We start from the raw sequence: 25,948 nt of genomic DNA, 5'->3' as shown, positions 1-25,948 counted from the left end.
TTGGCCTAGGCGGCTTCCGTGCTTCCTTTGTACTCCGTGACCGCGGTCACAGCAAGTGGCAATCGTTGGCGATTCGCGATTGTTACGAAGGCGCCGTCAGCAACCGCCGAGAAGGTATGTCGCGCACCGTGATACGCGGTGGCTCAGAACATCAGTCGGCGCATCACCGAATAGGTCAGCGCACCGGCGGCCAATGCGCTGGCCCCGACGGCCAGTGAGGTCGCGACGGCCGCACCCGATGGGGCCTGGATGCGACCACGTAGGGACACCGGCCGGGTGAACGTCAGTACCGGCCAGCCGCGGGCGGCGGCCTCTTTGCGCAGTCCGCGGTCCGGATTGACCACCGACGGGTGGCCGACGGTTTGCAACATCGGCAGATCGGTGACCGAGTCGGAGTACGCGTAGCAGTGCTCCAGCGCGTAGCCCTCGCGCTCGGCAAGCTCGCGGATCGCCGTGACCTTGCCCTCGCCGTAGCAGTAGAAGTCGACCTCACCGGTGTACTTGCCGTCCTCGACGACCATGCGGGTGGCCATCGAATAGGTCGCGCCGAGCTCGCGGGCGATCGGGGCGACGATCTCTTCTCCGGAAGCCGAAACCACCACGACGTCGCGACCGCACAGTTTGTGATCGGCGATCAGATTGGCCGCCTCGGCGAACACCAACGGATCGACGATCTCGTGCAATGTCTCGGAGACGATCGTCTTAACCTGCTCGACGTCCCACCCTGTGCACATGTTGGTCAGGTAGGAGCGCATCCGGTCCATCTGATCGTGATCGGCGCCCGACATGAGGAAGAAGAACTGGGCATAAGTGGACTTCAGTACGGCCCGACGGTTCAGCAGACCCTGCGCGAAGAAAGGTTTGCTAAATGCGAGGGCGCTGGACTTCGCGATCACCGTTTTGTCCAAGTCGAAGAACGCTGCGGTGCGCACTGGCTGCAGAGAATCGGCGTTCGGATACGACGTGGCCATCGGTTCCGCGGCCGGTTCGGGTGCGGTCACGGTTCCCAGCATATGCTGCGGCGCCCTCAGTGAGGGTCAACGACAACTGAGAAAAAGTCGATTGCTGGGAGTCGTCTGTCCATCCAATATTCGTGTTGACGTGTGCTTTCACAGAAAATCAACAGTTGCGCCGGGCCCGCTTGACGTGTGTATAGTGGGCAGTACCCGCCTAGTGCTGGGTGTGCATCAGCCCGACCCCCCGGGGCTGATTCACGACGACCTCCGCCTCCTCCCCCCCTGGCGGGGGTCGTCCTTTTTTGCGGGCCTGTTTCCCGCGTCCCCCATGAGACCGTTCGCTGTAATCGCGGAATAGTTGCGGAATGTCATTTTCACGGGTCCGTCAACGGCGTTTATCCACAGTTGCGGATCGATCCACAATCTGACTTCCGGTGCTGGCGCGACGGTGCCGCCGAGCGTCACGGTGGGTAGGTGACGACAAGCGGTGTACTGGCGCTACTGGCCGATCCGGGCCTGCGCGACGAGGTAGATCGGATCGCTGCGGCGGCCGCCCTGAAGGTGGTGCATGCGCCACATCCGTCGGGCCACCGGGCGTGGCTGGGCGCATCGGTGGTGCTGGTGGATCTGGCCACGGCACGGGATTGTGGCGACCGTGGACTGCCGCGGCGGGGCGGGATTTTCCTGATCGCCCGGGACCGGCCGGGGGAGCCCGAGCTGGAAGCCGCAGTCGCGGTTGGTGCCCAACAAGTTCTGCATCTGCCCGCCCAGGAGGTACAGCTGGTCGGGCTGCTGTCCGAGGCGGCCGATCCGGCGGCAGGGCGGCGCGGTGCCGTGGTGGCGGTGCTCGGTGGTCGCGGCGGCGCTGGCGCCTCGGTGTTCGCCATCGCGTTGGCGCACGGTGCGGACCGAGCGTTTCTGGTCGACGCCGATCCGTGGGGCGGCGGGCTGGATTTGGCGCTCGGTATCGAACGTGACGCGGGACTGCGGTGGGCCGACCTCACGGCGGCCTCCGGTCGACTGAACTACGCGGCGTTGCGAGACGCATTGCCGACACAGAGTGGGATCGCGGTGCTTTCCGCCGGACGGGCACCGGTCGACGTGCCGGCTGCCTCGGTAGCTGCAGTCGTCGATGCCGGTAGCAGGGCCGGCGCCACCGTGATCTGTGATCTACCGCGGCAGTCCTCTGGCGCCGCCGAAGCGGCCCTGGACAACGCCGATCTGGTGGTGCTGGTGGTGCCTGCCGATGTGCGCTCGTGCGCGGCGTCCGCGGTGGTCTGTGGGTGGGCGTCCGGCATCAATCCGAACGTCGGCGTGGTGGTGCGCGGCCCGGCGCCGGGCGGGTTGCGCGCCCGTGAGGTGGCCGCGATGCTCGGCCTTCCGTTGCTCGCGGCCATGCGCGCGGAACCGGGGTTGGCGGCCGTGCTGGAACGTGGTGGGCTGCGGCCGGGCCGGCGCTCGCCACTGTCGGCGGCCGCCCGGCAGGTGCTGGGCGTGCTCGGGCCGCAATCGAGGGTTGCCGCATGAACGCACCGTTGATCGACCGGGTCAGGGAACGCCTGGCGGCCGAATCCGGTCCGCTGCGACCGACCGTGGTGGCAGCGGCGATCAGGGCCGAATCCGGCGGTGTGCTCGGCGATACCGAGGTACTGGCCAACCTGCGGTTGTTGCAGACGGAGTTCACCGGGGCCGGCATTCTGGAGCCGCTGCTGAGGGCACCGGGAACCACCGACGTGTTGGTGACCGCACCCGATCAGGTGTGGGTCGACGACGGAAGCGGGTTGCGCCCCAGCGGCATCCGCTTCCCGGACGAGGCCTCCGTACAGCGACTGGCGCAGCGTCTGGCGCTGGCGGCCGGCCGGCGCCTCGATGACTCTCAGCCGTGGGTCGACGGGCAGCTCAGTGGTCTGACAGATACCGCGTTCAGTGTCCGCCTGCACGCGGTGTTGCCGCCGATCGCCGCAGGCGGCACCTGTTTGTCTCTTCGGGTGTTGCGCCCGGCGACCCAGGACCTCGCCGCCTTGTCAGCGGCCGGAGCCATTGCGCCCGCCGCGGCCGGGCCGATCAGAGAGATCGTCGGCGCTCGTCTGGCGTTTCTGATCTCCGGCGGTACCGGCGCCGGCAAGACGACGCTGTTGTCCGCGGTCCTGGGCGCCGTCGATCCTGCCGAACGCATTGTGTGCGTTGAGGACGCGCCCGAGCTCGCACCTCGCCATCCGCATCTGGTGCGGTTGGTGGCCCGCGGCGCGAACGTCGAAGGAGCGGGCGAAGTGACCATGCGCGATCTGGTTCGGCAGGCGTTGCGAATGCGGCCGGACCGGATCGTGGTCGGGGAAGTGCGCGGCGCCGAGGTGGTGGATCTCTTGGCCGCGCTGAACACCGGTCACGATGGTGGGGCCGGCACTGTGCATGCGAACAGTCCGGCTGAGGTTCCGGCGCGACTGGAGGCGCTGGCGGCGTTGGGTGGTCTGGATCGAGCTGCTCTGCACAGTCAATTGGCCGCGGCGTGCCAGGTGGTACTGCACGTCGGCCGCGACCTGTCGGGGCGCCGGCACCTCGCCGAGATCGCGGTCCTGCGCCGCCGGTCGGATGCGGTGGTGTGCGCCGAGACCGTGTGGCACATCCAGTCCGGGTATGGGCCGGGTCGTGCGGAACTGGACCAGCTGCTGGCCGGGCGGGGACGTCGGTGATCAGCACGCTGCTGTTGGCACTCGGTCTACTGACCGCGCCGGACCTTCCGCGACTGCGACTGGCCGGTCCGAACAGGCCTTCCCGCAATCGGATTCGGCCGCAGTTGGCAGTGGCACCAGTCATCGGGTTGGCCGGGCTGCTGGTGCTGCTACCGCTACCGGTGGCCATGGCCACCACGGTGGTGACCGGGACGCTGACCATCCGGTATCGCAAGGCCCGACGGACAGCCGCCCAAGGGCGGGAAGCGGTGGCGCTGCAGGGTGCCCTGAGCGTCCTGGTCGGGGAGTTGCGGGCCGGCGCACATCCGGTTGCGGCATTCGAAACCGCCGCCGACGAAGTCGACGGGCCGGTGGGGGACGGGCTGCGAGAGGTCGCCACCCGCGCCCGCCTCGGCGCCGACGTGGCTGCCGGGCTGCGAGCGGTCGCCGTGAATTCGTCTTTGCCGTCGCACTGGGAACGCCTCGCGGTGTATTGGCAACTGGCCCACGACCACGGGCTGGCGATCGCTGTGTTGATGCGGGCTGCCGAATCTGATGTGACTGCCCGCGAGCGCTTTTCATCCCGAGTGCGGTCCGGCATGGCGGGGGCCCGGGCGACTGCCGGGGTGCTGGCCGGGTTGCCCGTACTGGGTATCGCCCTGGGGCAGATGATCGGGGCCGAGCCGCTGCGATTCCTGTTGGGCGCCGGTGATGTCGTGCTGCTGATTGGTGTTGTGCTGTCCTGTGCGGGGCTGCTGTGGTCGGATCGGATTACCGCGGTGGTGTCCAGATGACCTGGGCCGCAATGCTGCTCTCAGTGGCACTGGTAGTGCAACCCGGCGGTGCAGCGCTCCGGGGCAGGTTGTCGACACCTCGGAGTCGACCGGTGCGGCCAGCGGGACGGGAGGATCCGCTCGCGCTCGCGTCGAGTCTGGATATCTTCGCGGTGTGCTTGTCGGCGGGAATGCCGACGAGCACTGCCGCGGCCGCGGCAGTGCCATCGGCTCCGCGTTCGCTGGCGGTGGCGCTGAGGCGGGCCTCGGAATTGTTGGCGCTCGGGGCCAATCCGGCGACCGCGTGGGCCGCCGGTGGCGACCCACGGGTCGATGCGTTGTTGCGGCTGGCCCGTCGATCCGCGGCTTCCGGAGCTGCCTTGGCCCAGGGCGTGGCGGAACTCGCCGAGCAGGCCCGTGCTGATACCGGCGATGCCGCGGAAGCTGCGGCGCAGCGGGCGGCGGTACTCATCGCGGGTCCACTGGGGGTGTGCTATCTGCCGGCGTTCGTGTGTTTGGGCCTCGTGCCGGTGATCGCGGGGTTGGCGACCGATGTGCTGCAAGCAGGCGTGCTGTGACGGCACGTTGTCAAAACAAGGGGAGGAAAATGATGAATAGCAACACTTTTCGCCGGATGCGGGCGCGGATGACCTTGTTGATGGTCGACGAGTCGGGGATGTCGACCGTCGAGTACGCCATCGGCACCGTGGCGGCCGCGGCATTCGGCGCCATCTTGTACACGGTGGTGACCGGCGATTCGATCGTCAATGCCCTGAGCAACATCATCGCCCGCGCGCTCAGCACCAAGGCGTGAGCGGACGGGTATCGAAATGCCCACGGCTACGCGATGATCGCGGCGGCGTCACCGTCGAAGCGGCATTTGCGGTGGCGTCGCTTCTGGTGGTGGCGATGTTGTGCGCGGTCGGCGTCATCGCAGTCATCGGGCAGGTGCGGTGTGTCGACGCCGCTCGGGAGGCCGCCCGGTTGGCGGCGCGCGGCGACGAGCAGGCTGCGGTCGGGGCGGCCAGGCAGATCGGGCCTGGCGGGGCTCAGGTCGATCTGCGTCGTGACGGCGACCGCGTGGTGGCCAGGGTCAGCGCCGCGATGCCGATGTTGCCCGGTCTGGCGCTGGCCGCCGAAGCGGTCGCGGCAATCGAACCCGGTGTCCGGTGAACGGGGGTCGGCCAGTGTTGCCGCGGTGGCGTTGATCTCGGTCATCGTCGCGCTGACCGTTGGCGCAGCTGAATACGGGGCCGCGGTGATCGCTCGGCACCGGGCGCAGACCGCAGCGGATCTGGCGGCACTCGCCGCGGCCGGTGCGCTGGCAGGTGGCCGAGAGATGGCGTGCGGCAGAGCATCCGAGATCACCGCAGCCATGCGTGCGGCGTTGGCAGATTGTCGGGTCGAAGGCCTGGACATCGTGGTGACGGTGGATGTCCGGGTCGCGCTGCGGGTGCCGGGATTGGCGGTCGCCGGACCGGCGAGATCGACTGCCCGGGCCGGACCTGCTAGTGAAGCACCTTGAGCAACAACGGTTTACTACTTGCCGGCGATCCTGGCTTCGGCTTCGGCGCGCTCACTTTTGGTGGGCAGCCGCAGTGACAGCAGCCCGGCGTGGGTGTTCTCCGCGAGTTCCACCCGATGGGCGGTGACGTGAACCAGTGTCCAGCCACCGCCGTTGGCCCGCAGCCGCAGCACTCGCGAGGTCGGCCCGTCGTCGAACTCGGTTGTCATGAGTGCCATTTCGTCGACTTCGTCGGGGTGTACGACGGGGTCGTCGGACTCGGTGGCTCGCCAGTCGAAGAACGGGCACGGATCGTCGAGCCACTTGAGCAGTGTCCAGCTGTTCAGCTCCACCATGGCGCGGTGAACGCCGTTCTGCGCCAGGCTGTTGACAATCGCCTGGGCCAAGTCTGTCTGTGGCGCGGCGGACTCGTCGCGGACACTGCGCCAGTTCATGGCTCGGCAGATCAACCGGTCCCTGCCGGTCTCCTCATCGTTCTCCGACAGGATGCGGGCGACGAACCCGACCGTGATCGGGTTTCCCGCGAAATCCGTGACATCCCAAGTGCTGGAAAAGGTTTGTCCGGATTCGGGATTGATGATGGCCGAGATCACCCGGGCTTCCTCGGGATTGAGTTCACGGCTGGGCAGGTCCTCTGCGAAGGCCCGGCCGTGCGTGGACTCGGTAGCGGGGTTGAGCCCGCTGTTGAACAGGGACTCGGGGGTGTCGGTGGCGACACCGCTGGTCAGATCCCATTTCAGCGGCCCTGGGATGATCCGCTCGGGTGGGTCGAGATTCGGCGGCCCGATCCAGACGTGCACGCCGTGGATCCGGCCGTCGGTCATTTGCACCACTTCGGTGCGGATCACCCTGTCGCTCTTCGGGGTGATGCTGGTCAGTGCTTGACCGCCGCGGACGGTCTGGCCGATGGCTGACTGGATGGCCATCAGATTGTGGTTGCGGCGCAGAAACGCAGAGATCGGCACCAGATTCTTGGTCTGTTGACCCTGGGCGACGACGACGGGCTCGGAGCCGAGAGTCTCCACAAGGAGCCAGTCGGGAGTCATGGGCGTAGCTTATCGGGTCGATCTGCCCCCTGCCGTCACCAAATTCGGGTGAATGGTATCGATAACGGTTGCGCGCCTCCCCGGAACGGGGTAATTTCCCCATGCGCCCGCCACGGCGGGCCTGGGAACGGATCGCGTTGTCCGGCCGTTCGCCGCTTCGCCTGTGTGTCTCGACGTAGGTGGTTTCGCGCCTGGGCACGAACTGTGGACGGCGACCGTCGAGGGGTAGGTCGTTTCCGATTGGTGGGTCAGTGATTGCTGCCCGTCAACGCGTTGAGCACCAGGCGAAGTGTGCGTACCGCACCGTCCTTGTCCAAGGGATCATTGGCATTTCCGCATTTGGGTGACTGCACGCACGACGGGCAGCCGTGCCGGCATTCGCACGCTGAGATCGCCTCGGCGGTGGCTGCCCACCAGGTGGAGATCTGCTGGAAGCCACGATCGGCGAATCCCGCGCCGCCGGGATACCCGTCGTACACGAAAATTGTTGGCAGCCCGGCGAGTTCGCCAGGCCCGGGGCCCGCCGCGGTCGATACCCCGCCGATGTCACCGCGGTCGCAACTGGCTACCAGGGGCAGCAGGCCGATCGCGGCGTGCTCGGCGGCGTGCAGCGAGCCTGGTATGCGAAGAGGATCGATACCGTTGTCCTGCAATGCTTCCGGAGTGATGGTGCACATCACGGCCTTGGTCTGCAGCGTCTGGGTCGGCATGTTCAGGTCGACGAAATCGATGACCTCGCCGTCCAGTGCGCGGCGGAGATAGCCGACCACGGTATTGGACACCGCGACCGGCACCAATCCGATGGTGACCGGCCCGTAGCCACGAAGCTCCCCGTCGCCGGTGACGGCGATGTCGGTGACCTCGCGGGCAGAAGTGGTGTACCCGGGTTCTTCGGCATGCACGAATGCCAGGCCGGCCTCGAAGTCCAGTGAATCGACCAGATACGTCTCGCCCTGATGCAGGTAGATCGCACCCGGATGCACTGTGGCCGGAGCCTGTCCGGCGCCGGTGCTGCCCAGGATCCGGCCGGTGTCGGTCTCCAGGATGGCGATCTGGCCGCCGATCGAACCACGGATGTCGACCGCGGGATGCGGGTCGATTCCGGGCGCCGGGAAGTAGCCGCCCGGCCGTTTACGCAACAGTCCGTCGTCGACCAGGGTCTCGGCAACCTCTTCAGCGTCCCACAGTCGGACCTCTGCTGATGTCAGGGGCAGTTCCGTTGCGGCGCAAAGTAACTGTGGACCGAGGACGTAGGGATTGCCGGGATCGATGACCACCCGTTCGATTGGCTTGTCCAACAACGCCGCCGGATTGTGTACCAGGTAGGTGTCCAGCGGATCGTCCCGGGCGATCAGCACGATGAGCGCGCTCTGCCCGCGCCGGCCGGCCCGGCCGGCCTGCTGCCAGAACGATGCGACGGTGCCGGGAAAACCGGCCAGCACCACCGCGTCCAATCCGGCGATGTCCACCCCGAGTTCCAGTGCGTTGGTGGTGGCGAGCCCGCGTAATTGTCCCACGGCCAGTGCGTGTTCCAGCGTTCGGCGGTCCTCGGCCAGATATCCGGCACGGTATGACGCCACCAGTGGGGCCAGTTCGGGCGCAATGGCTTCCAGACGTCCCTGGGCTCCCAGCGCGGTGAGTTCGGCGCCGCGGCGGGAACGTACGAAAGTCAGGGTTCGGGCACCTTCGGCTATCAGATCGGCCATCACCCGCGCCGCCTCTGTGCCCGCCGATCGTCTTACCGGAGCGCCGTTTTCGCCGATCAGATCGGTCAACAGGGCGGGTTCCCACAGTGCCACGGTGCGTCCACCGTGAGGTGATCCGTCGGCGGTGACGGCGGTGACGGTCTGGCCGAGCAACTCGCCGGCCGTCTGGGCCGGTGAGGCGGTGGTCGCGCTGGCGAACACCACCGTCGGCGCGGCGCCGTATCGGTCGCACAACCGTAGTAACCGGCGCAGCACCAGCGCTACATTGGACCCGAAAATTCCGCGGTAGTAATGACATTCGTCGATGACGAGGTACTGAAGGTTGCGCAGGAACACCGCCCAGTGGGAATGATTGCGCAGCAGGGACAGGTGGATCATGTCCGGATTGGAGAAGATCCATCGTGACCGTTGACGTGCGAATTGCCTTGCCTCGGTGGAACTGTCGCCGTCGTAGGCGCTCGGTGCGACATCGGCAAGCGCGGGCAGCGCACCGCACAGTCCCTGCGCAGTGCGCAATTGATCGTGCCCGAGCGCTTTGGTGGGGGACAGGTACAAGGCGCGGGCTCGTGGGTCGTTCTGCAGCGCGGTCAGAATCGGCAACTGGTAGGCGAGCGACTTTCCCGACGCGGTTCCGGTGGATAGCACGACATGTCGGCCGGCGTATGCCAATTCGGCTGCTTCGACCTGATGCGACCAGGGCTCGTCGACGCCACGGTCGGCCAGCACCCGCACCACGTCGGTACCGACCCAATGGGGCCACGGTCGCGGCGCCGCGGTGCGCGGATCCAGGTCGGCGACGTGCCGCAGCGGCTGTTCGTTGGGCTCGTTGCCGGCAAGGGCGCAGGACAGCAGTTCACGGCCGAAGTTCGACCTGTGCTGCGACACGTCTGGCCCTCCTGAAGTCCGAGAATTGGGTGCGGATGAATTGTTAACCACACGATTACCTGGAAACTATCGCGAAGGCGTGGAACATGATTGACTAGCAGCGGTCGCAGCTTCTGTGTTCGTGTGTCAGCACTCGCAGGAACGTCGTTGCGATCGCGGTTCCTGCGGGGGTTGTAGGTCGGTCTGCCGGCGAGGCCACGGGGGTATGCGGTCGGAACGGGCCCGGTGCACCGGAAGACTCGGTGAACCGCACCCGCAGTAACACGAAGGAAATGAAGGACAAATGCCACAGGGCACTGTGAAGTGGTTCAACCCGGAGAAGGGCTACGGCTTCATCGAACAGGAGGACGGCGGCGGCGACGTCTTCGTTCACTACAAGCAGATTCAGTCCAACGGGTTCCGCACCCTGGAAGAGAATCAGAAGGTCGACTTCGAGATCGAGCAGAGCCCGAAGGGTCCGCAGGCCCTGAACGTCCGCGCTATCTGAATCCCAGACCAACTTCGAGCAGCCCCCGCAGCGTCCCCTGACGAAGCGGGGGCTGTTTCGTCGTCCTCGTCGTCCTCGGCATAGGTCGTCGAAGGACGCGCCGAGCACATGTCCGACGGGTATGTGGCTTATCGCTGGCCTACTGTCGGCAGTGTGAGCCAGCTGTCGTTCTTCTCGGCAGAGTCGGTGCCGCCCGCGGTCGCCGACCTGACCGGGTTGCTTGCTGGGCCGGGACAGGTGGTCCTGGTGGGCGGCGATGCGCGGCTGTCGGTGGTGGTCGATCAGCTGTGGCGAGCAGAGGCATTGGCCGAGATGATCTCGGACTCCGGCCTGGAGCCCGAGATCACCCGTACCGATGAGAACAATCCGCTGGTACGCACCGCGGTGAACATTCGGCTGGCAACCATCGCGGCGGAGTGGACCCGCGGAGCGGTCAAGACGGTGCCAGACGGCTGGCTGCCGGGTCCACGCGAGCTGCGAGCTTGGACTTTGGCCTCAGGTGTCGCCGAATCCAACGGCTATCTGTTGGGACTGGACCCGCACGCGCCTGATACCCATGCGGCGTTGGCATCGGCTCTGATGAGGGTCGGAATCGCACCCACCTTAATAGGCACCCGCGGCAACCACCCGGCCCTGCGGATCAGCGGTCGCCGGAGGCTATCGCGCCTGGTAGAGAACGTGGGGGAGCCTCCCGGACATACCGATGCATTCCTGCAATGGCCGCGGATGTAGTGCCTGTTCCGGCGTGAATCCAGCCCAGGTCGGTTTGCGTCGGTCCGCCGAGAGTGCGAAATTGTGACTTGCCTTCGAGCCGGATGACCGTTAACCATGCAACCGGTATCGAAATGGCAAACCAAGAAGTGGAGCGTATAGATACGGTGGCCAACCAGGACGGTGGCGGCAGTAGCGGCCGGGTCCGGCGACTCGTCATAGTCGAGTCGCCCACCAAGGCGCGCAAGATCGCCGGCTATCTCGGCTCCAACTACGTCGTCGAGTCCTCGCGCGGTCACATTCGTGACCTGCCGCGCAACGCTGCCGACGTGCCGGCCAAGTACAAATCCGAGTCCTGGGCCCGTCTCGGGGTCAATGTCGACGACAACTTCGAACCGCTCTACATCGTCAGCCCGGACAAGAAGGGCACGGTCACCGAGCTCAAGGGGCTGCTGCGGGACGTCGACGAGCTTTACCTGGCCACGGACGGTGACCGCGAGGGTGAGGCGATCGCCTGGCACCTGCTGGAGACGCTCAAGCCCAAGGTGCCGGTCAAACGGATGGTGTTCCACGAGATCACCGAGCCCGCCATCCTTGCCGCCGCTCAGAACCCGCGGGATCTGGATATTGCGCTTGTCGATGCGCAGGAGACCAGGCGCATCCTGGACCGGCTGTACGGCTACGAGGTTTCCCCTGTGCTGTGGAAGAAGGTCGCGCCGAAGCTCTCGGCCGGCCGGGTGCAGTCGGTCGCGACCCGCATCATCGTGCAGCGTGAGCGTGAGCGCATGGCGTTCCGCAGCGCCGGGTACTGGGACGTCACCGCCGAACTGGACGCCAGCGTGTCCGATGCCGCCGCTTCGCCGCCCAAGTTCACTGCCAAGCTCAACACCGTCGATGGCCGCCGCGTGGCCAGCGGCCGCGATTTCGACTCCTTGGGCGGGGTGAAGAAGCCAGACGAGGTGCTGGTGCTCGACGAGGCCGGCGCGGGCGCACTGGCCGCCGGGCTGCGTGGCACGTCCTTGACCGTCAGCTCGGTGGAGCAGAAGCCGTACACCCGCAAGCCGTACGCGCCGTTCATGACCTCGACGCTGCAGCAGGAAGCCGGCCGCAAGCTGCGGTTCTCGTCCGAGCGCACCATGAGCATCGCGCAGCGGCTGTACGAGAACGGCTACATCACCTACATGCGTACCGACTCGACCACGTTGTCGGAGTCGGCGATCAACGCCGCGCGCACCCAGGCCGGCCAGCTGTACGGCCAGGAGTACGTCCACCCGACGCCGCGGCAGTACACCCGCAAGGTCAAGAACGCCCAGGAGGCCCACGAGGCCATCCGGCCCGCCGGCGACGTGTTCCAGACCCCGGGCCAGCTGCACGGCGCGCTGGACACCGACGAGTTCCGGCTCTATGAGCTGATCTGGCAGCGCACCGTCGCCTCCCAGATGGCCGATGCGCGCGGCACCACCCTGTCGCTGCGCATCTCCGGTAATGCCCGGACGGGCGAGCAAGTCGTCTTCAGCGCCTCCGGCCGCACCATCACCTTCGCGGGGTTCCTCAAGGCTTACGTCGAGAGCATCGACGAGCTGGCCGGCGGCGAGTCCGACGACGCCGAGAGCCGACTGCCCAACCTCACTCAGGGCCAGCGCGTCGACGCCGCCGACCTGACCGCTGACGGGCACACCACCAACCCGCCGGCCCGCTACACCGAGGCCTCACTGATCAAGGCGCTCGAAGATCTCGGCATCGGACGCCCGTCGACGTACTCGTCGATCATCAAGACCATCCAGGACCGCGGCTACATCTACAAAAAGGGCAGCGCCCTGGTGCCGGCCTGGGTCGCGTTCGCGGTCATCGGTTTGCTGGAGCAGCATTTCGGCCGGTTGGTGGACTACGATTTCACCGCCGCGATGGAGGACGAGCTCGACGAGATCGCTGCCGGTAACGAGCAGCGCACCAACTGGCTGTCCAACTTCTATTTCGGCGGTGAGCACGGCGTCGAGGGTTCAGTGGCCCGCGACGGTGGCCTCAAGAAGCTGGTCGGCGTCAACCTCGAAGGTATCGACGCTCGAGAAGTCAACTCCATCAAGCTCTTTGACGACGTCGAGGGGCGTGCCATCAACGTCCGGGTGGGCCGCAACGGTCCGTACCTGGAGCGGATGATCGTCGGCGAAGATGGTGAGCCGACCCCGCAGCGCGCCAATCTCAACGACGACCTGACGCCCGACGAGTTGACTCTCGAGCTGGCCGAAAAGCTTTTCGCCACACCGCAAGAGGGCCGCTCGCTGGGTATCGATCCGGCCACCGGGCACGAGATCGTGGCCAAGGACGGCCGGTATGGCCCATACGTCACCGAGGTGCTGCCGGCGCCGCCGGAGGAGCCCGATGCCGGTGTCGGCGCGAAGAAGGCCAAGAAGCCGACCGGACCCAAGCCGCGCACCGGATCGTTGTTGCGTTCCATGGATCTGGAGACCGTGACGCTGGACGACGCGCTCAAGCTGCTGTCGCTGCCGCGGATTGTCGGAGTCGATCCGGAGAACAATGAAGAGATCACCGCGCAGAACGGTCGCTACGGCCCATATCTCAAGCGCGGCACCGACTCTCGTTCACTTGCCACCGAAGAGCAGATGTTCACCATCACGCTCGAGGAGGCGTTGAAGATCTACGCCGAGCCCAAGCGCCGGGGTCGTCAGGGCGCGGCCACGCCGCCGCTGCGTGAGCTGGGCACCGATCCGGCGTCGGGCAAGCCGATGGTGATCAAGGACGGCCGATTCGGCCCGTATGTCACCGACGGCGAGACCAACGCCAGCCTGCGCAAGGGCGATGACGTCATGTCGATCACCGATGAGCGGGCTTCGGAATTGCTGTCCGACCGTCGAGCGCGGGGGCCGGCGAAGAAGGCCGCCAAGAAGGCTCCGGCGAAGAAGGTCGTGAAGAAGGCGGCTGCGAAGAAGGCTCCGGCGAAGAAGGCTCCCGCCAAGAAAGCGTAGCTTTTACGCTGAATGGTCAGTTGCTGCAGAGCATTTCGTTTCCGGTGTGCTCGATTGGCCACTCGGCGGGTGGGTGACCTAACTGGCCGCCTCGGCCTTCGGTTGGGGTGGCGAGGCCAGTGACAGTGGCCTCGCCAACTGCGTCGGTGCCGTGCGCCCGCGTAGTTCGACGATCTCGCCGACGTCCCAGCACAATGCCTCGGCATCCAAAGCGCCACTGACCGCGATGGCCGACGCCAGCACGTGGCCGTTCTCCAATTTGGCCAACTCGGTCAATCGCGCGGCTTCGTTGACCGGATCGCCGATCACGGTGTACTCGAACCGGGCCAGTGCGCCGATATGACCGGCGATGGCCCTGCCGGCAGAGACGCCGATGCCGAATTCGGTTGTGCCCAGGACGGTTACCAGTTCGTCGTGCAGTTCGCGTGAGGCGGCGAGGGCCGCGCCAGAGGCGTCCGGGTGCTCGATGGGTGCGCCGAAGACGGCCAGCGCCGCGTCGCCTTGAAATTTGTTGACGAAGCCACCGTGGCGATTCACGGTGTCGACGATGACCCGGAAGAACTCGTTGAGCAGGGACACCACGTCGGCCGCGGGGATGGTCGAGGCCAGCTGGGTGGAACCCACCAGGTCGACGAACAGCACTGCGATATCGCGTTCCTGGCCGCCGAGTTCGGTGCCGCGTTCCAGCGCGCGCCGTGCCACATCCTCGCCGACGTACCGACCGAACAGGTCGCGCAGGCGCTGCCGCTCGGACAGCTCCCGCACCATGTCGTTGAACCCGGCCTGCAGCAGACCCAGCTCGCTGGCGTCGTAGATCTGCATGTGGGCGTTGTAGTTTCCGCGTTGCACCTCGCCAAGGGCCCAGCGCAATTGGCGCAGCGGGTCGGCGATCGACATCGACACCAATACCGTGCTGGCCAGGCCGATGATGAGAGCGAAACCGGCCAGCAGCAACAGCGGCGTGGTGTAGCGCTCGGCATTGGCAGTCAGCATGGACAACTGGCTGCTGCCCATCAGATCGGCCATCCGGAACTTGGTGGCGGTCAGCGCCAGCACGATGGCCAGCAGTGGGACGCCGGTCGACAGGATCCACGTCATCACCTGACGCTGAATGACGCCCGGCGCCTTGAAGTTCTCCGGAACTCCGCCGCGCAGCGCGGCGACCGCGACCGGGCGCAGCACCCGCTCGGACTGCAGATAGCCGATGATCGCGGTAGCCGTGGCGCCCAGTGCGGTGGCGACGGCGACCACGGGTGCGGTCTTGCTGGCCACCGGCCAGCTGGCGATGATGAAGACGACCGATCCCATGCTCCAGTTCAGGACGCTGATCAAGGTCCGGTAGAAGGGCATCCGCAGCGCCCGGGTGCGGGCGAGTTCGGTGAACGCCGAGTCCTCGGCGTCGGCCTGCAGGGTGTCGCGACGTTGCCAACGGATGACCGGGAACAGCAGCCGCAAGGTCGCCCAGGAGGCCACCACGAATGCGATGAACAGATAGATCAGGAAGACGGTCAGGTTTTTGGTCGGTAGGTCCTGAAGCTGGATCCGGTCCTCGGGAGGCATGCCGAAGCGCAGGAAGCCGAGAACGAACAGCGCACCGATGACGTCGGCCTGCAGCATGCCCAGGGTGAACACCGGCCACGGGGTGCGCGCCACCCATTGGACGAATCCACTGATTCGTCCGGCTGGCAGGGCTTCCGCGGTCACCAGATCACCGTATCGGGCCGGACCGTCAGATACGGCCGGTGCGCAATGGTTGTGTCCGCCGCGGGCATTAGGGTTGGCCTCGATGAGCGGAGTTTTCTCGCGTTTGGTGGGCCAGGACGCCGTGGAAGCGGAGTTGGTGGCCGCGGCACGTGCTGCCCGGGGTGATTCGGCTCACAGTGGGGTCACAACCGGGACCATGACACACGCCTGGCTGATCACCGGCCCTCCGGGGTCGGGACGGTCGATTGCGGCGGTGTGTTTTGCCGCGGCGTTGCAGTGCACCTCGGAGGAAGAACCGGGTTGCGGCCAGTGCCGTGCCTGTACGACGACGCTCGCCGGGACTCACGCAGATGTGCGCCGGGTCATCCCTGAAGGCCTGACCATCAGCGTCAAGGAGATGCGCGAGATCGTGCAGATCGCGTCGCGGCGGCCCGGTACCGGTCGTTGGCAGATCGTGGTCGTCGAGGACGCCGACCGGCTGACTGAGGGCGCCGCGAACGCGTTGCTGAAAGTGGTCGAGGAGCCGCCGCCGTCGACGGTCTTCCTGCTGTGTGCGCCGTCGGTGGACCCTGAGGACATCGCGGTGACGCTGCGTTCGCGCTGTCGGCACGTCGCGCTGACCACGCCGCGGACCGACGCGATCGCCCAGGTGCTCATGGAGTCCGACGGACTGTCCGAGACCCAGGCGCGTTGGGCGGCATCGGTGAGCGGCGGGCACGTGGGGCGGGCTCGCAGGTTGGCTACCGATGAGCAGGCCCGCGCCCGGCGGGAACAGGCGTTGGGCTTGGCGGGCGCGGCCGCGGGCCGCACCGGCGGATTCGGGGCTGCCGAGGAGCTTGTCGTTGCGGCCGAGGCGGAGGCGGTCGCGTTGACCGCCGGTCGCAATGAATCGGAGACCGAAGAGCTGAAGACGGCGCTGGGCGGCGGCGGCACGGGTAAGGGTGCGGTCGGTGCGCTCCGCGGGTCTGCCGGTGCGCTGAAAGATCTTGAGAAGCGCCAGAAGTCGCGGCAGACTCGCGCCTCGCGCGATGCCCTGGACCGGGCGCTGATCGACCTCGCCACCTACTTCCGGGATGCAATGCTGGTGGCCTCCGGCGCTTCGGGTGTGGCCGCGGCTAATCACCCAGACATGGCCGATCGGGCCGCAGCGATGGCCGAGCGGGTTCCCGCCGATCGGTTGTTGCGCTGCATCGAGGCGGTGTTGGAGTGCCGCGAGGCGTTGGCGGTCAACGTCAAGCCGAAGTTTGCGGTTGATGCCATGGTGGCGACGATGGGGCAAGCCCTGCGCGGGTGAGCTGGGAACTGACTTTGGCGGCGCAGAGGCTCTGCCGTAGACTCATCCCGCCCTGCCTCGGTGGGGCACGCCGCCTTAGCTCAGTCGGTAGAGCATCTCACTCGTAATGAGAAGGTCGGGGGTTCGATTCCCCCAGGCGGCTCTCAGTTCCTTTTGTCTCGTACCGAGATGGCATTCCAGCAGTTCGCTCGATGCCAATTTCCCTGCAAGTTCACAGATCCATGGCCGGTATTCTTGTCTCCGGGATTGCTACGGGGAGGAATGGCGATGGCCGAGCAGAGTATGGAGGTTGACCCGGCTCATCTGCATGCCGGTGCGGATCGGTGTGGTGACGCGGCCGCTACGGCGTTGAAGGCCGCGGGCAAGCTCGCGGAAAAGAAGCCGGCGGCGGGGATGTTCGGCGATTTCGATGAAGCCCACGCGTTTCATGGGGCGTTGGCGACGGCGCATCAGGGCCACGTCGAGCAGCTGCACGGCCACCACCGGGCGCTGACTGACATTGGCGATAAAAGTCGTTCTGGCGCAGATACATTCACCGCGCAAGAAGCTTCGAACGCCGACTCCCTGCGGACCGCCGAAGCCGGTTTCGGCACGCACTGATGCCGCCGCCTCTGGGTTTGGTCAACCTCTCGACCGCTGACTTGATCGCTGCTGCCGGCGGTGACCCGTGGAAGCTCAATGACGAACTGCAGACCGGGGACCCCGGCGCGATCAACGCGCAGGCGGACGCATTTCACACCGCGGCGGGGTCGGCAACCGAGGTTGAGGATGATTTCAAGTCGGCCAAGCAGCGCTTCGAAAAAGGCTGGCGGCACAACGGATCTGAGAATCCGATCAATGATTCGGCGGAGGTCACCCGCGCCACTGACCAGCTGCACCTGCAGAAGCCTCAGCTCGCCAAGATCGCCCTCGATTTGGAGAACATCGCGACCGCACTGTCGACGGCGAAAAACACCTGCGACGCTGACATCTCGTCGCTGGATACGTTCCTGCACGGGATCGACGATGCGATCGGCACCGCCAAAGCAAACAACCAGGACACCAAGGAACTTCACGACGTGGCGGTCGCGGCAGTGCGGACCAGTCTGGGCGACGTGCAGACCGGTCGTAACGGGTATATCGCCGCGATGGCGGCGGCCAAGCCGTCGTTGGAAACCATTACCGCTCCGCCCCTGATCGGTCCGGGTGCTGACGGACCTGTTCCCGCAGGCAAGCCTGACCCGAATGGGTCTTTGGTCGGCCCGGGCGCGGAAGGGCCTCCCGGCGATAAGAAGCCCCCGTGGTGGCAGCCCTCGCCCGCGGAAGTGGCGATTGGGGGTGCCGGTGCGATATCGGGCGTTACCGCCGACGGAGTGCGAGGGGCTGTACTAGACGCGATCAAAGACGGCCCTAAAACAGGGCCTGGTGCTGCTGATCCCGCCCTTCTGAGGTGGCTGGAAGATCCCAAACTTGGCGCTCTCAAGGGCTTCTCCAAGATTGGTGGGGTCGCTGCTCTTGTTGGCGTGGTCCCTTCTATTGCTTCCGATATGAAGGGTGCGGATGGCAAGCCTGGTAACTCGTTCGCAGAGGCCGCCACGCGCGAAGTTGGAGGCGCGGCTGCCGGAATTGGCGCGGGCGCGGCGACTGGGTTTCTTGCAGAGGTAGGTACGAGCGCAGCAGTTGGCTTTTTGGCCGGTTCGGAGGTTCCCGTTGTAGGGAATGTGGCGGGACTCGTGGTAGGTGCTGCGGTCGGTGCATATGTCGCCACTGACGCATCGAAGTGGATCGGCGAGGGGTGGGATTGGGCTGCTTCGGGTGTCGAATCGATATTCAGTTGGTAGAAAAGACGAACTCACCAATGCGCTTTGACGAATTCGCGCAACGACACAACCTCGCGATATCCCCTATCGATCGGTTTGACCGATTCGTCGTCGAAGTCGGCGTACCACAGGGCTGGTACCCTTTCGACTCTGCTACAGGGATGCGGATATGGGCCTGCCGCAGCGACCCCCGCATCGACGTATTCTGCGCCAACGCGGTACTGATTACACACCGCGTCGAAGCAAAACTGGATGCCCACGAGGTGTTCGCCATGCTCTCCGAACAGCAATTGGAATCTGTGCAGTGCGCTTACGAGCAGAGACGTACGCTCTCTGCCGCCACGGAGGGTCCGGGGGTTGTGGGAGTGCTGGCCATGCAGATCAACGACAAGCTCGGCGTCCTCGACAGTCTCACCCGGACCCGGATCATCACGAATCCCAAGGAGACCATGATCGCGCAATTGACCGTGACAGCACTGCAGGACTCCCCGGCCAACCGGGCGAATATTTGGCTGACGGTGCGCCTGCGCGACGACGGAAGCCCAACAGCACCAATCCTGTATTCAGGAGGCCCGGACACCGACGCATGGCGCGATCACCGATGACCGGCAACGGCAAATCAGGACGCCTAGGGCAGGTGTCGCGGTACGGCGGTGCCGCAGTGTTATTGGTGTTGGCGGTGATATCTCTGTTGCGGGGTGGCCGGTGGTACGAAACGGCCATCGTGTTTATCCCAGCTATTATGTTCTTTCTCGGAAACGGTCGGCGAATTTATCGGCCGGCGGTCGACCGCTCGGGGGAACAGATCATATGCCGGTTCATTCCGTGGTTCGAGTCACTTGTCTATTTCAGTGTGCTGCTCTCGGCGATCGGAGCAGCTGGCGTTTCCATGGGGTCCGATCCTGGTTATCCACGGTGGTTTCGCTACGGTGGAATTTTCCTAATGTGCTTCGGGGCTCTGTTATTCGCTAGCTTTTTGCGTGCGTGGCGCATGTCCCGACTGTGCATCACGCCAACGACGCTAACCATTCGCCTGCCGCTCATTCGCCCACCCGCGAGCCTGCGTGGACCCACTGAAATCCGTCGGCAGCAGGTTCAGTCGATCGCGCCGAAGATCGTGGAAATGAATTATGGCGCAAAGATCTTGAAGACTGAGCTGGTGTTTCGAGTCGACGGCGCTGATGACACCACGACCGTTGCGCTAGGTCAGCAGTTCACCATCGAGCCGATGAATCTTCTCGGAGGCCTGTTGGCGTGGAAAGACGGCGGCAACGAAGACCCAGGTGAGCTGATGGATCGGATCGAAGGAATCCTTCGGGGTCATTCAACCGCGAGTGTGTGAATGTGCTGCGCTGTTGGGTGACAAATCGAGCATCCAGAGAATAGGCGGGCGCCTCGCGTAGGGGGAAGCCACTAATGGCGAACATCGAGTGGGGGCGGATGTTTCGCTACCTGCTGGGTGCTGCCCTGTCCCTCGTCATCGTGTTGGCGATGCGGAAGGGGCTGGAGTGGTACTCCGCGGTCATCGGATTTGGTCTGGCGTTCCTCGTCGTCTATGCGCGCAAGAGCTGGATGGCGGTCCTCTTCTTGCTGTCGATGACAGCGCTCTTTGCGGTAGGTGGCACGGTCTTGGTGGCCGAAGGTGTGCGGTTCTGGGATTACCCGGCGGCCTGCGACGGTAGATGGATGAGCGCAGGCGACATGTGCTCGGTAGTCGTGCCTTCGCGATCTAGTCATCTATACGAATCGTGGACACCGGCCGGTACCCGGCCCGTTCCGCCGAAGGTCCCGACGCGGTTACAGTTCGCGCCCGTACGAGTACTGGATGCCGCAGGAAAACAAGCGATGCAGAGGACAAACTGCAAGTGGGAAATCGGATCCGGTGTGCTCTTCTTACTGCTCAGCCCGCTGGCAGTGCGAAGTCTTTTTCGACTAGTGCGTGAACTCCGGGCCAGTGGCCGGGCTGACACCCCAGTGTGAGCTTCGTGCACGCAATCTGGCCGGCCAATTTTTGCGCGTGGTCCGGACTCTGGGCAGACCCGATCTACCCAGACTCCGCTGGCGCTCGTCAAAAAAGTTGGATCTTGCGACCTGACTTTTGTCACTTTTGGTTCCTTTAACACGATCTGTGTTGCCATGTCTTCGCCAGACCCGTAGGGCGAAGCTTGTTGGATCGGATCGGGGGAATCCTCCGGCGCCACTGACAAATACCGGGTGTTCGCTCCGGCGCTGCCGCTGGAGCTGTCAGCACCGGGTGTGTACTCCATAGGTCTGTACGCCGATTTTCGTGCCGCCGAGCCGGAGTTCTCGTTCCCGCTGCCCTTCCTGCAGGCCTGACGCCTTCGCGCGTTGACCGGCGTGCCGACGACAGTGGGGGTTGTGCCCGCATCGAGCCTCGGATTTTGGACACAACCCACACGCTCGGCGAGGCGGAGAGTCGCTCAGTCCAGCACGTGCGCCGCGATATTGCGCGCGGTGTTCGCCGCGGGGAAGCCGGCGTATCCGCTGGCGTGGTAGATCACCTCGGCCAGTTCGTCGTCGGTCAGCCCATTTTGCCGGGCAATCTGGAAGTGCGCCTTGAGTTCTTCTTCGGCGCGCAGGGCAATGAGGATCCCCAGCGTCACCAGGCTGCGGTCGCGGCGGTCCAGACCTTCGCGGCTCCACAACCGGCCGAAGATGCTCTCGACGCCGATGTCCATCAACTCCGGGGCGAACCCACCGCCGAAGTCGACATCCCCGTCGGGCAGCACGCCCGGCAGCATCTCGCGGAATACCTTCAAACCTTCATCACGCCAGTCGGTCACAGCCACGAGGCTAGCGCGGTGCCAGGAACCCGACTGGCCCCGACGCGACGCACACCGACAACGCGGCGGTATTGGCCTGCACTCGGATTGTGTTGCCGGCGCCGGACAGTCGCACGAACACCCGGTTCAGCCCGGGGTGCACCAGCACGCGCGCCTCGTGGCCCTCCGTCAGCGACATGGTCATGGACCCGTCGTTGTTGGCCAGATAGTTGATCTCCGAGGTCCAGTCGGCCGGTAGCAGCGGTCCGTCCAGCGGCATGGTCACCGGTTGATCGGTCTGGACCAGGTAGCCGCAGTGCGGCGCCGGGCCGGGGGCGATGGTGCGCACCCAGGTGACCTTGGCTGGGACCAACTGGCCGGCTGCGGTAAACATCTGTAAAGACGTTGTACTGGAGGAGAATTCGGGGCGGTCACGCAGCAGGGCGAACATGTGACTCGCCATGTTCTCGGGCCATGCCACCCGCTGCATCACCATCGGATCTACTTCCTGGTCCAGCAGCGGCACGTTGCGTGGTGCGCCGGCCAGTGCGTCCTGGACATTCATCAGATACGGGCGAGTCGGGTTGTCCCGCCAGCTGGGCAGGAACGTCGCCCACGAGTACAGGCTGCTGCCCGTGAATCCCACTGCTACACAAGCCACCACAACGCGCCGTCGCGCCGACGCATCGAGCCAACCGGTCTGCGCGCGATTGGGTGCACAGAACGCGACGGCGGCGAGCAGGGCCAGCACCACCACGAGGTCAGACAAATAGCGCAGGGTCTGGGCCAATTCCAATGCAGTGAAACGCGATGACCGCATCAGATAGATCGGAACCTGGCAGGCCACCACGTACCCGACAGCCGTCAGCCAGACCGGCCCCAGCCGCCGCTTGCGCAATACGGACACCGCAACGACGGCGGCCAGTACCAGCCACCCCAGAATCATGGTTGCCAAAGTCGGTGTGGCCCAAGGCGAAGCGGGAGCCCAGCGCTGCCATTCCCACGGGCCGCCGGCCAACGTGGGTACCAGGCCATGAGTGACCGAACGGGCCAACAATTCCCACGTCATACCCAGGTCCAGGGTCCAGCGCTGTTGGTTGACCACCAGCACGTACACCCCGACCCAACCGATCGTGGTGATCAGCAGTGCCAGCCACAGCCGCAAGCCGCCCCGCCAGACGGTCTTCACCGAGCCGGTCCCGGTGACATAGGCCAACAGCCAACACACCGCGAACGCGACGAACGGGAGCACCGCAGACTTCTCGAAGAACAACAGGCCACCGAGATAGGCCACCAAGCCGGTCCATACATAGCGTTGATTACCGGTGCGCACCAACAGGATTGCGTCGGCGCACACCCAGGCCATGGCGGCGGCCATCGGCAGCGCGTTGAGCCCGGCTGACCACCAGGCGAACGCCGGCACGCCCAGGGGGGTGAACAGTGCAAAAGTCAACGGCACCAAAAGCACTGGGCGCCAGCCCAGGATCACCCGTAACGCCCGAAGCAGTGCCAGTGAGGCGGCCAGCTGCAGCACCACCAGACTGAGCGCCGGCCAGAACCAGTTCAGCGGAGCCAAGCGGGTGATCACCCCGGCCAGCAGGAATCCGCCGGGCATCACGTGCCCGTCGTGGTCGTTGAACAGGAAGTCGGTGGACAGCAGGCTGTGTGTCCCAGCCTTGCCGATCAGGATCAGGTCGTCCCAATAGAAGTAGCCCGAAAAAGCCAACACTGCCCGCAGTACCAGCTGCAGCGCGACCAACGTGGCAGCGGTGCGGGCGACCCATTTCACTCTTTCTGACTGTACGGGGCGTCCCATAGCCGCCGTCGGTATGGTGAGCGCGTGCGAACACTCGTCACCGGAGCTGCCGGGTTCATCGGATCCACACTCGTCGACCGGCTGCTCGCCGATGGCCACGATGTAGTCGGCCTTGATGACTTGAGCAGTGGCAAACGGGAGAACCTGACCGATGCCGACGGCAGTGCGCGATTCAGCTTCGCTGAGGCCGACATCGTCGATGCCGACCTGCACGGCATCGTCGCCGAGGCCAAGCCCGAGGTGATCTTTCACCTGGCCGCCCAGATCTCCGTCGCGCGGTCGGTGACCGACGCGCCGTTCGATGCCGGCGTCAACGTCGTGGGCACGGTCCGGCTGGCGGAGGCGGCGCGCAGCAATGGCGTGCGCAAGGTGGTTCATACGTCGTCAGGCGGGTCGATCTACGGCGTCCCGCCGGGCTACCCGACCAATGAGGACATGCCCACCGACCCGTCGTCCCCATACGCCGCCAGCAAGGTGTGCGGCGAGGTCTACCTCAACATGTTCCGCAACCTGTACGGGCTGGACTGCTCGCACATCGCGCCGGCCAACGTCTACGGCCCGCGTCAGGACCCGCACGGCGAGGCCGGTGTGGTCGCGATCTTCAGCCAGGCGCTGCTGGCCGGGCGCACCACCAAGATCTTCGGCGACGGCACCGACACCCGGGACTATGTCTTCGTCGACGATGTGGTGGATGGCTTCGTCCGGGCCGGCGGAGAAGCCGGTGGCGGGCTGCGCTTCAACATCGGTACCGGCGTGGAGACCTCGGTGGCGCAGCTGCACACTGCGATCGCGGCGGCGGTCGGTGTGCCGGACGCCCCCGAGTTCCACCCGCCGCGCCTCGGTGACCTGCATAGGTCGCAGTTGGACACCGCGCGTGCGCAGCAGCTGCTGGGGTGGGCTCCGAAGGTGGCACTGGCCGAGGGTGTGGCCCGGACGGTGGATTTCTTCCGTTCCTGACCTGGGATTTCGCAGAAAAAGATTGTAATCACTTACTTTCTTGGGCCCTCTGGGCTAGCGTCGTGCCATGACTTACGACGTGATCGTCTCCGGCGGCCTCTGGTTCGACGGCACCGGCAGCCAACCCCTGAAGCGCAACCTGGGCATTCGCGACGGCATCGTCGTCGCGGTGTCGTCCGAAGCACTCGACGAGACCGGCTGCCCGGACGTCATCGATGCCGCCGGCAAATGGGTGACACCCGGCTTCATTGACGTGCACACCCACTACGACGCCGAGGTGCTGCTCGACCCGGGCCTGCGGGAGTCGGTCCGCCACGGCGTGACCACCGTGCTGCTCGGCATGTGCTCGCTGTCGACGGTGTACGCGGAGGCCGAGGACGCTGCCGACCTGTTCAGTCGGGTGGAGGCGGTGCCGCGCAACTTCGTCGTCGGCGCGCTGGAGCAGCACAAGACCTGGACCGGCCCGGCCGAGTACGTCCGGACCCTCGACGCGCTGCCGCTCGGGCCGAACGTCAGCTCGCTGCTGGGGCACTCCGACCTGCGTACCTCGGTGCTGGGTCTGGATCGTGCCACCACCCGCGGCGTCACGCCGACCGATGCGGAACTCGAGATCATGGCATCGCGGCTGGACGCCGCTCTGGATGCCGGCATGCTCGGTATGTCCGGCATGGACGCCGCGATCGACAAGCTCGACGGTGACCGCTTCCGGTCCCGTGCATTGCCCTCCACCTTCGCCACTTGGCGTGAGCGGCGCCGGCTGATCAAGGTGCTGCGCAAGCGTGGCCGAATTCTGCAGAGCGCGCCGAATGTCGCGAAAATCCAAGAGGCGCTCAACTTCTTCCTGGAGAGCAGCGGCTGGTTCGGTCGTCGTCGCGGCGTCCGGATGAGCCTGCTGGTGTCGGCCGATGCCAAGTCCTCGCCTGGCGCGGTATACGTGCTCGGGCCGATCACCCGGCTGGCCAACAAGTTCCTGGACTCCAAGGTACGGTTCCAGCACCTGCCGGTGCCATTCGAATTGTATTCGGACGGAATCGATCTGCCGGTGTTCGAGGAGTTCGGCGCCGGTACCGCCGCACTGCACCTGCGCGACCAGCTGGAGCGCAACAAGCTGATGGCAGACCCGGAGTACCGCCGCCGGTTCCGCAAGTCGTTTGACAAGCGGGTGCTCGGCCCGACCCTGTGGCACCGCGATTTCCATGACTCCACGATCGTCGAATGCCCGGATAAGTCTTTGGTGGGCAAGAGCTTTGGTCAGATCGCGGACGAGCGCGGTAGTCACCCGCTGGACGCGTTCCTGGATGTGTTGGTCGAGAACGGCGAGCGCAACGTCCGCTGGACCACCATCGTGGCGAACCACCGGCCCGAGCAACTCGACAAGCTGGCGGTCGAGCCGTCGGTGCACATGGGTTTCTCCGATGCCGGTGCGCACCTGCGGAATATGGCGTTCTACAACTACGCGCTGCGCATGCTGAAGCGGGTGCGGGACGCCGATCGTAACGGCCGTGCGTTCATGACCACCGAGCATGCCGTACACCGGCTCACCGGCGAGGTTGCCGACTGGTTCGGTCTGGATGCCGGCACCTTGCGCCAGGGAGAACGCGCCGACTTCGTGGTGATCGATCCGACCGGCCTGAACGCCGATGTCGATGCGTACCACGAAGATTCGGTTCCGTTCTACGGCGGCTTGAGCCGGATGGTGAACCGCAATGACGACGCCGTCGTGGCGACGGCCGTGGGCGGCCAGGTGGTGTTCCGCAACGGCCAGTTCCGGGAGGGCTACGGCAAGGACGTGCAGTCCGGTCACTACCTGCCGGCCAAGGGTGCGAAACTTCCTGCCGCACAGCCGGTCTGAG

At 65.6% G+C, this 25,948-nt stretch carries 25 protein-coding genes and 1 tRNA gene; 20 read left to right on the top strand and 6 right to left on the bottom strand.

Annotated features, from left to right (window positions below; all coding sequences use genetic code 11):
* Positions 1 to 143: 143 nt before the first annotated feature.
* Positions 144 to 971, bottom strand: a complete 828-nt coding sequence (locus tag ABIA30_RS11735; protein ID WP_370065544.1) for an HAD-IB family hydrolase — start codon at positions 969 to 971, stop codon at positions 144 to 146.
* Between the two features lie 459 nt (positions 972 to 1,430).
* Between ABIA30_RS11735 and ssd the strand changes: the two genes are divergently transcribed.
* The 7 genes from ssd to ABIA30_RS11700 are packed head-to-tail and all read left to right on the top strand — an operon-like array spanning position 1,431 to position 5,923.
* Positions 1,431 to 2,483 carry a septum site-determining protein Ssd gene (gene ssd, locus ABIA30_RS11730; RefSeq protein WP_370065260.1) on the top strand — a complete coding sequence of 351 codons (1,053 nt, stop codon included), beginning with the start codon at positions 1,431 to 1,433 and terminating at the stop codon, positions 2,481 to 2,483.
* Positions 2,480 to 3,646 (top strand): TadA family conjugal transfer-associated ATPase, encoded by a 1,167-nt coding sequence (locus ABIA30_RS11725; RefSeq protein WP_370065258.1) that lies wholly within the window; start codon positions 2,480 to 2,482, stop codon positions 3,644 to 3,646. The genes ssd and ABIA30_RS11725 overlap by 4 nt, the downstream gene beginning before the upstream one ends.
* Positions 3,643 to 4,419 (top strand): type II secretion system F family protein, encoded by a 777-nt coding sequence (locus ABIA30_RS11720; RefSeq protein ID WP_370065256.1) that lies wholly within the window; start codon positions 3,643 to 3,645, stop codon positions 4,417 to 4,419. Before ABIA30_RS11725 ends, ABIA30_RS11720 begins: the two co-directional genes overlap by 4 nt.
* Positions 4,416 to 4,976, top strand: a complete 561-nt coding sequence (locus ABIA30_RS11715; RefSeq protein ID WP_370065254.1) for a type II secretion system F family protein — start codon at positions 4,416 to 4,418, stop codon at positions 4,974 to 4,976. The genes ABIA30_RS11720 and ABIA30_RS11715 overlap by 4 nt, the downstream gene beginning before the upstream one ends.
* 32 nt (positions 4,977 to 5,008) lie before the next feature.
* A complete protein-coding gene (locus ABIA30_RS11710) occupies positions 5,009 to 5,212 on the top strand; it encodes a DUF4244 domain-containing protein (RefSeq protein ID WP_370065252.1) in 204 nt (67 codons plus the stop codon).
* Entirely contained in the window at positions 5,209 to 5,571 is a 363-nt protein-coding gene (locus tag ABIA30_RS11705) for a TadE family type IV pilus minor pilin (RefSeq protein ID WP_370065250.1), read from the top strand. Before ABIA30_RS11710 ends, ABIA30_RS11705 begins: the two co-directional genes overlap by 4 nt.
* A complete protein-coding gene (locus tag ABIA30_RS11700; RefSeq protein ID WP_370065248.1) occupies positions 5,561 to 5,923 on the top strand; it encodes an Rv3654c family TadE-like protein in 363 nt (120 codons plus the stop codon). Before ABIA30_RS11705 ends, ABIA30_RS11700 begins: the two co-directional genes overlap by 11 nt.
* Before the next feature lie 14 nt (positions 5,924 to 5,937).
* On the opposite strand, the gene ABIA30_RS11695 is transcribed toward ABIA30_RS11700, so the two are convergent.
* Both ABIA30_RS11695 and ABIA30_RS11690 read right to left on the bottom strand, forming a co-directional pair.
* Positions 5,938 to 6,969, bottom strand: coding sequence for a PAS domain-containing protein (locus ABIA30_RS11695; protein ID WP_370065246.1), 1,032 nt, complete (start codon positions 6,967 to 6,969; stop codon positions 5,938 to 5,940).
* Positions 6,970 to 7,217: 248 nt separating this feature from the next.
* Positions 7,218 to 9,560, bottom strand: a complete 2,343-nt coding sequence (locus ABIA30_RS11690; protein ID WP_370065244.1) for a DEAD/DEAH box helicase — start codon at positions 9,558 to 9,560, stop codon at positions 7,218 to 7,220.
* A gap of 283 nt (positions 9,561 to 9,843) precedes the next feature.
* On the opposite strand from ABIA30_RS11690, the gene ABIA30_RS11685 reads away from it, so the two are divergent.
* The 3 genes from ABIA30_RS11685 to topA all read left to right on the top strand — a co-directional run bounded on the left by ABIA30_RS11685 (position 9,844) and on the right by topA (position 13,742).
* Positions 9,844 to 10,047, top strand: a complete 204-nt coding sequence (locus tag ABIA30_RS11685) for a cold-shock protein (RefSeq protein WP_370065242.1) — start codon at positions 9,844 to 9,846, stop codon at positions 10,045 to 10,047.
* A 153-nt stretch (positions 10,048 to 10,200) separates the two neighbouring features.
* Positions 10,201 to 10,779 (top strand): hypothetical protein, encoded by a 579-nt coding sequence (locus ABIA30_RS11680; RefSeq protein WP_370065240.1) that lies wholly within the window; start codon positions 10,201 to 10,203, stop codon positions 10,777 to 10,779.
* Positions 10,780 to 10,916: 137 nt separating this feature from the next.
* Entirely contained in the window at positions 10,917 to 13,742 is a 2,826-nt protein-coding gene (gene topA, locus ABIA30_RS11675; RefSeq protein ID WP_370065542.1) for a type I DNA topoisomerase, read from the top strand.
* Positions 13,743 to 13,820: 78 nt separating this feature from the next.
* Here the strand turns inward: topA and ABIA30_RS11670 are convergent, their stop codons facing one another.
* Positions 13,821 to 15,446 carry an adenylate/guanylate cyclase domain-containing protein gene (locus ABIA30_RS11670; protein ID WP_370065238.1) on the bottom strand — a complete coding sequence of 542 codons (1,626 nt, stop codon included), beginning with the start codon at positions 15,444 to 15,446 and terminating at the stop codon, positions 13,821 to 13,823.
* 82 nt (positions 15,447 to 15,528) lie between these two features.
* Here ABIA30_RS11670 and ABIA30_RS11665 point away from each other — a divergent pair, with 82 nt between their 5' ends.
* From ABIA30_RS11665 to ABIA30_RS11630, 8 genes are all read left to right on the top strand, one after another.
* Positions 15,529 to 16,740, top strand: coding sequence for a DNA polymerase III subunit delta' (locus ABIA30_RS11665; protein ID WP_370065237.1), 1,212 nt, complete (start codon positions 15,529 to 15,531; stop codon positions 16,738 to 16,740).
* 69 nt (positions 16,741 to 16,809) lie between these two features.
* Positions 16,810 to 16,882: transfer RNA gene (locus ABIA30_RS11660), tRNA-Thr, on the top strand.
* A gap of 125 nt (positions 16,883 to 17,007) precedes the next feature.
* The gene (locus ABIA30_RS11655) at positions 17,008 to 17,340 is read left to right on the top strand and encodes a DUF2563 family protein (protein ID WP_370065235.1); all 333 of its coding nucleotides are present in this window, start codon (positions 17,008 to 17,010) and stop codon (positions 17,338 to 17,340) included.
* Positions 17,340 to 18,560 (top strand): hypothetical protein, encoded by a 1,221-nt coding sequence (locus tag ABIA30_RS11650; protein ID WP_370065233.1) that lies wholly within the window; start codon positions 17,340 to 17,342, stop codon positions 18,558 to 18,560. Before ABIA30_RS11655 ends, ABIA30_RS11650 begins: the two co-directional genes overlap by 1 nt.
* Before the next feature lie 17 nt (positions 18,561 to 18,577).
* The gene (locus ABIA30_RS11645; RefSeq protein WP_370065231.1) at positions 18,578 to 19,144 is read left to right on the top strand and encodes a hypothetical protein; all 567 of its coding nucleotides are present in this window, start codon (positions 18,578 to 18,580) and stop codon (positions 19,142 to 19,144) included.
* Positions 19,141 to 19,881 carry a hypothetical protein gene (locus ABIA30_RS11640; protein ID WP_370065229.1) on the top strand — a complete coding sequence of 247 codons (741 nt, stop codon included), beginning with the start codon at positions 19,141 to 19,143 and terminating at the stop codon, positions 19,879 to 19,881. The genes ABIA30_RS11645 and ABIA30_RS11640 overlap by 4 nt, the downstream gene beginning before the upstream one ends.
* 74 nt (positions 19,882 to 19,955) lie before the next feature.
* Positions 19,956 to 20,519 (top strand): hypothetical protein, encoded by a 564-nt coding sequence (locus tag ABIA30_RS11635; RefSeq protein WP_370065227.1) that lies wholly within the window; start codon positions 19,956 to 19,958, stop codon positions 20,517 to 20,519.
* A 234-nt stretch (positions 20,520 to 20,753) separates the two neighbouring features.
* A complete protein-coding gene (locus ABIA30_RS11630; protein WP_370065225.1) occupies positions 20,754 to 20,876 on the top strand; it encodes a hypothetical protein in 123 nt (40 codons plus the stop codon).
* A gap of 104 nt (positions 20,877 to 20,980) precedes the next feature.
* On the opposite strand, the gene ABIA30_RS11625 is transcribed toward ABIA30_RS11630, so the two are convergent.
* Together ABIA30_RS11625 and ABIA30_RS11620 are read right to left on the bottom strand one after the other, a co-directional pair.
* A complete protein-coding gene (locus ABIA30_RS11625) occupies positions 20,981 to 21,343 on the bottom strand; it encodes a carboxymuconolactone decarboxylase family protein (RefSeq protein WP_370065223.1) in 363 nt (120 codons plus the stop codon).
* A 10-nt stretch (positions 21,344 to 21,353) separates the two neighbouring features.
* A complete protein-coding gene (locus tag ABIA30_RS11620; protein WP_370065221.1) occupies positions 21,354 to 23,138 on the bottom strand; it encodes a hypothetical protein in 1,785 nt (594 codons plus the stop codon).
* A gap of 24 nt (positions 23,139 to 23,162) precedes the next feature.
* Here ABIA30_RS11620 and ABIA30_RS11615 point away from each other — a divergent pair, with 24 nt between their 5' ends.
* Together ABIA30_RS11615 and ABIA30_RS11610 are read left to right on the top strand one after the other, a co-directional pair.
* Complete coding sequence (locus ABIA30_RS11615; protein WP_370065219.1) at positions 23,163 to 24,095, top strand: NAD-dependent epimerase/dehydratase family protein; 933 nt, start codon at positions 23,163 to 23,165, stop codon at positions 24,093 to 24,095.
* A gap of 67 nt (positions 24,096 to 24,162) precedes the next feature.
* Positions 24,163 to 25,947, top strand: a complete 1,785-nt coding sequence (locus ABIA30_RS11610) for an amidohydrolase family protein (protein WP_370065217.1) — start codon at positions 24,163 to 24,165, stop codon at positions 25,945 to 25,947.
* Position 25,948: the final 1 nt, after the last annotated feature.

Origin of the sequence: Mycobacterium sp. MAA66 (assembly GCF_041261665.1) — a bacterium.
GTDB lineage: Bacteria > Actinomycetota > Actinomycetes > Mycobacteriales > Mycobacteriaceae > Mycobacterium.
The sequence above is the reverse complement of the archived record's forward strand: the minus strand, read 5'-3'. Positions and strand labels throughout refer to the sequence as shown.

Bases quoted from the DNA above. Each gene is read 5' to 3' on its own strand.
- ABIA30_RS11725 (WP_370065258.1), top strand. From the start codon at position 2,480: ATGAACGCACCGTTGATCGACCGGGTCAGGGAACGCCTGGCGGCCGAA.
- ABIA30_RS11710 (WP_370065252.1), top strand. From the start codon at position 5,009: ATGAATAGCAACACTTTTCGCCGGATGCGGGCGCGGATGACCTTGTTG.
- ABIA30_RS11635 (WP_370065227.1), top strand. From the start codon at position 19,956: ATGGCGAACATCGAGTGGGGGCGGATGTTTCGCTACCTGCTGGGTGCT.
- ABIA30_RS11685 (WP_370065242.1), top strand. From the start codon at position 9,844: ATGCCACAGGGCACTGTGAAGTGGTTCAACCCGGAGAAGGGCTACGGC.
- ABIA30_RS11645 (WP_370065231.1), top strand. From the start codon at position 18,578: ATGCGCTTTGACGAATTCGCGCAACGACACAACCTCGCGATATCCCCT.
- ABIA30_RS11735 (WP_370065544.1), bottom strand. From the start codon at position 971: ATGGCCACGTCGTATCCGAACGCCGATTCTCTGCAGCCAGTGCGCACC.
- ABIA30_RS11610 (WP_370065217.1), top strand. From the start codon at position 24,163: ATGACTTACGACGTGATCGTCTCCGGCGGCCTCTGGTTCGACGGCACC.
- ABIA30_RS11620 (WP_370065221.1), bottom strand. From the start codon at position 23,138: ATGGGACGCCCCGTACAGTCAGAAAGAGTGAAATGGGTCGCCCGCACC.
- ABIA30_RS11655 (WP_370065235.1), top strand. From the start codon at position 17,008: ATGGCCGAGCAGAGTATGGAGGTTGACCCGGCTCATCTGCATGCCGGT.
- ABIA30_RS11665 (WP_370065237.1), top strand. From the start codon at position 15,529: ATGAGCGGAGTTTTCTCGCGTTTGGTGGGCCAGGACGCCGTGGAAGCG.
- ABIA30_RS11650 (WP_370065233.1), top strand. From the start codon at position 17,340: ATGCCGCCGCCTCTGGGTTTGGTCAACCTCTCGACCGCTGACTTGATC.
- ABIA30_RS11715 (WP_370065254.1), top strand. From the start codon at position 4,416: ATGACCTGGGCCGCAATGCTGCTCTCAGTGGCACTGGTAGTGCAACCC.
- ABIA30_RS11695 (WP_370065246.1), bottom strand. From the start codon at position 6,969: ATGACTCCCGACTGGCTCCTTGTGGAGACTCTCGGCTCCGAGCCCGTC.
- ABIA30_RS11640 (WP_370065229.1), top strand. From the start codon at position 19,141: ATGACCGGCAACGGCAAATCAGGACGCCTAGGGCAGGTGTCGCGGTAC.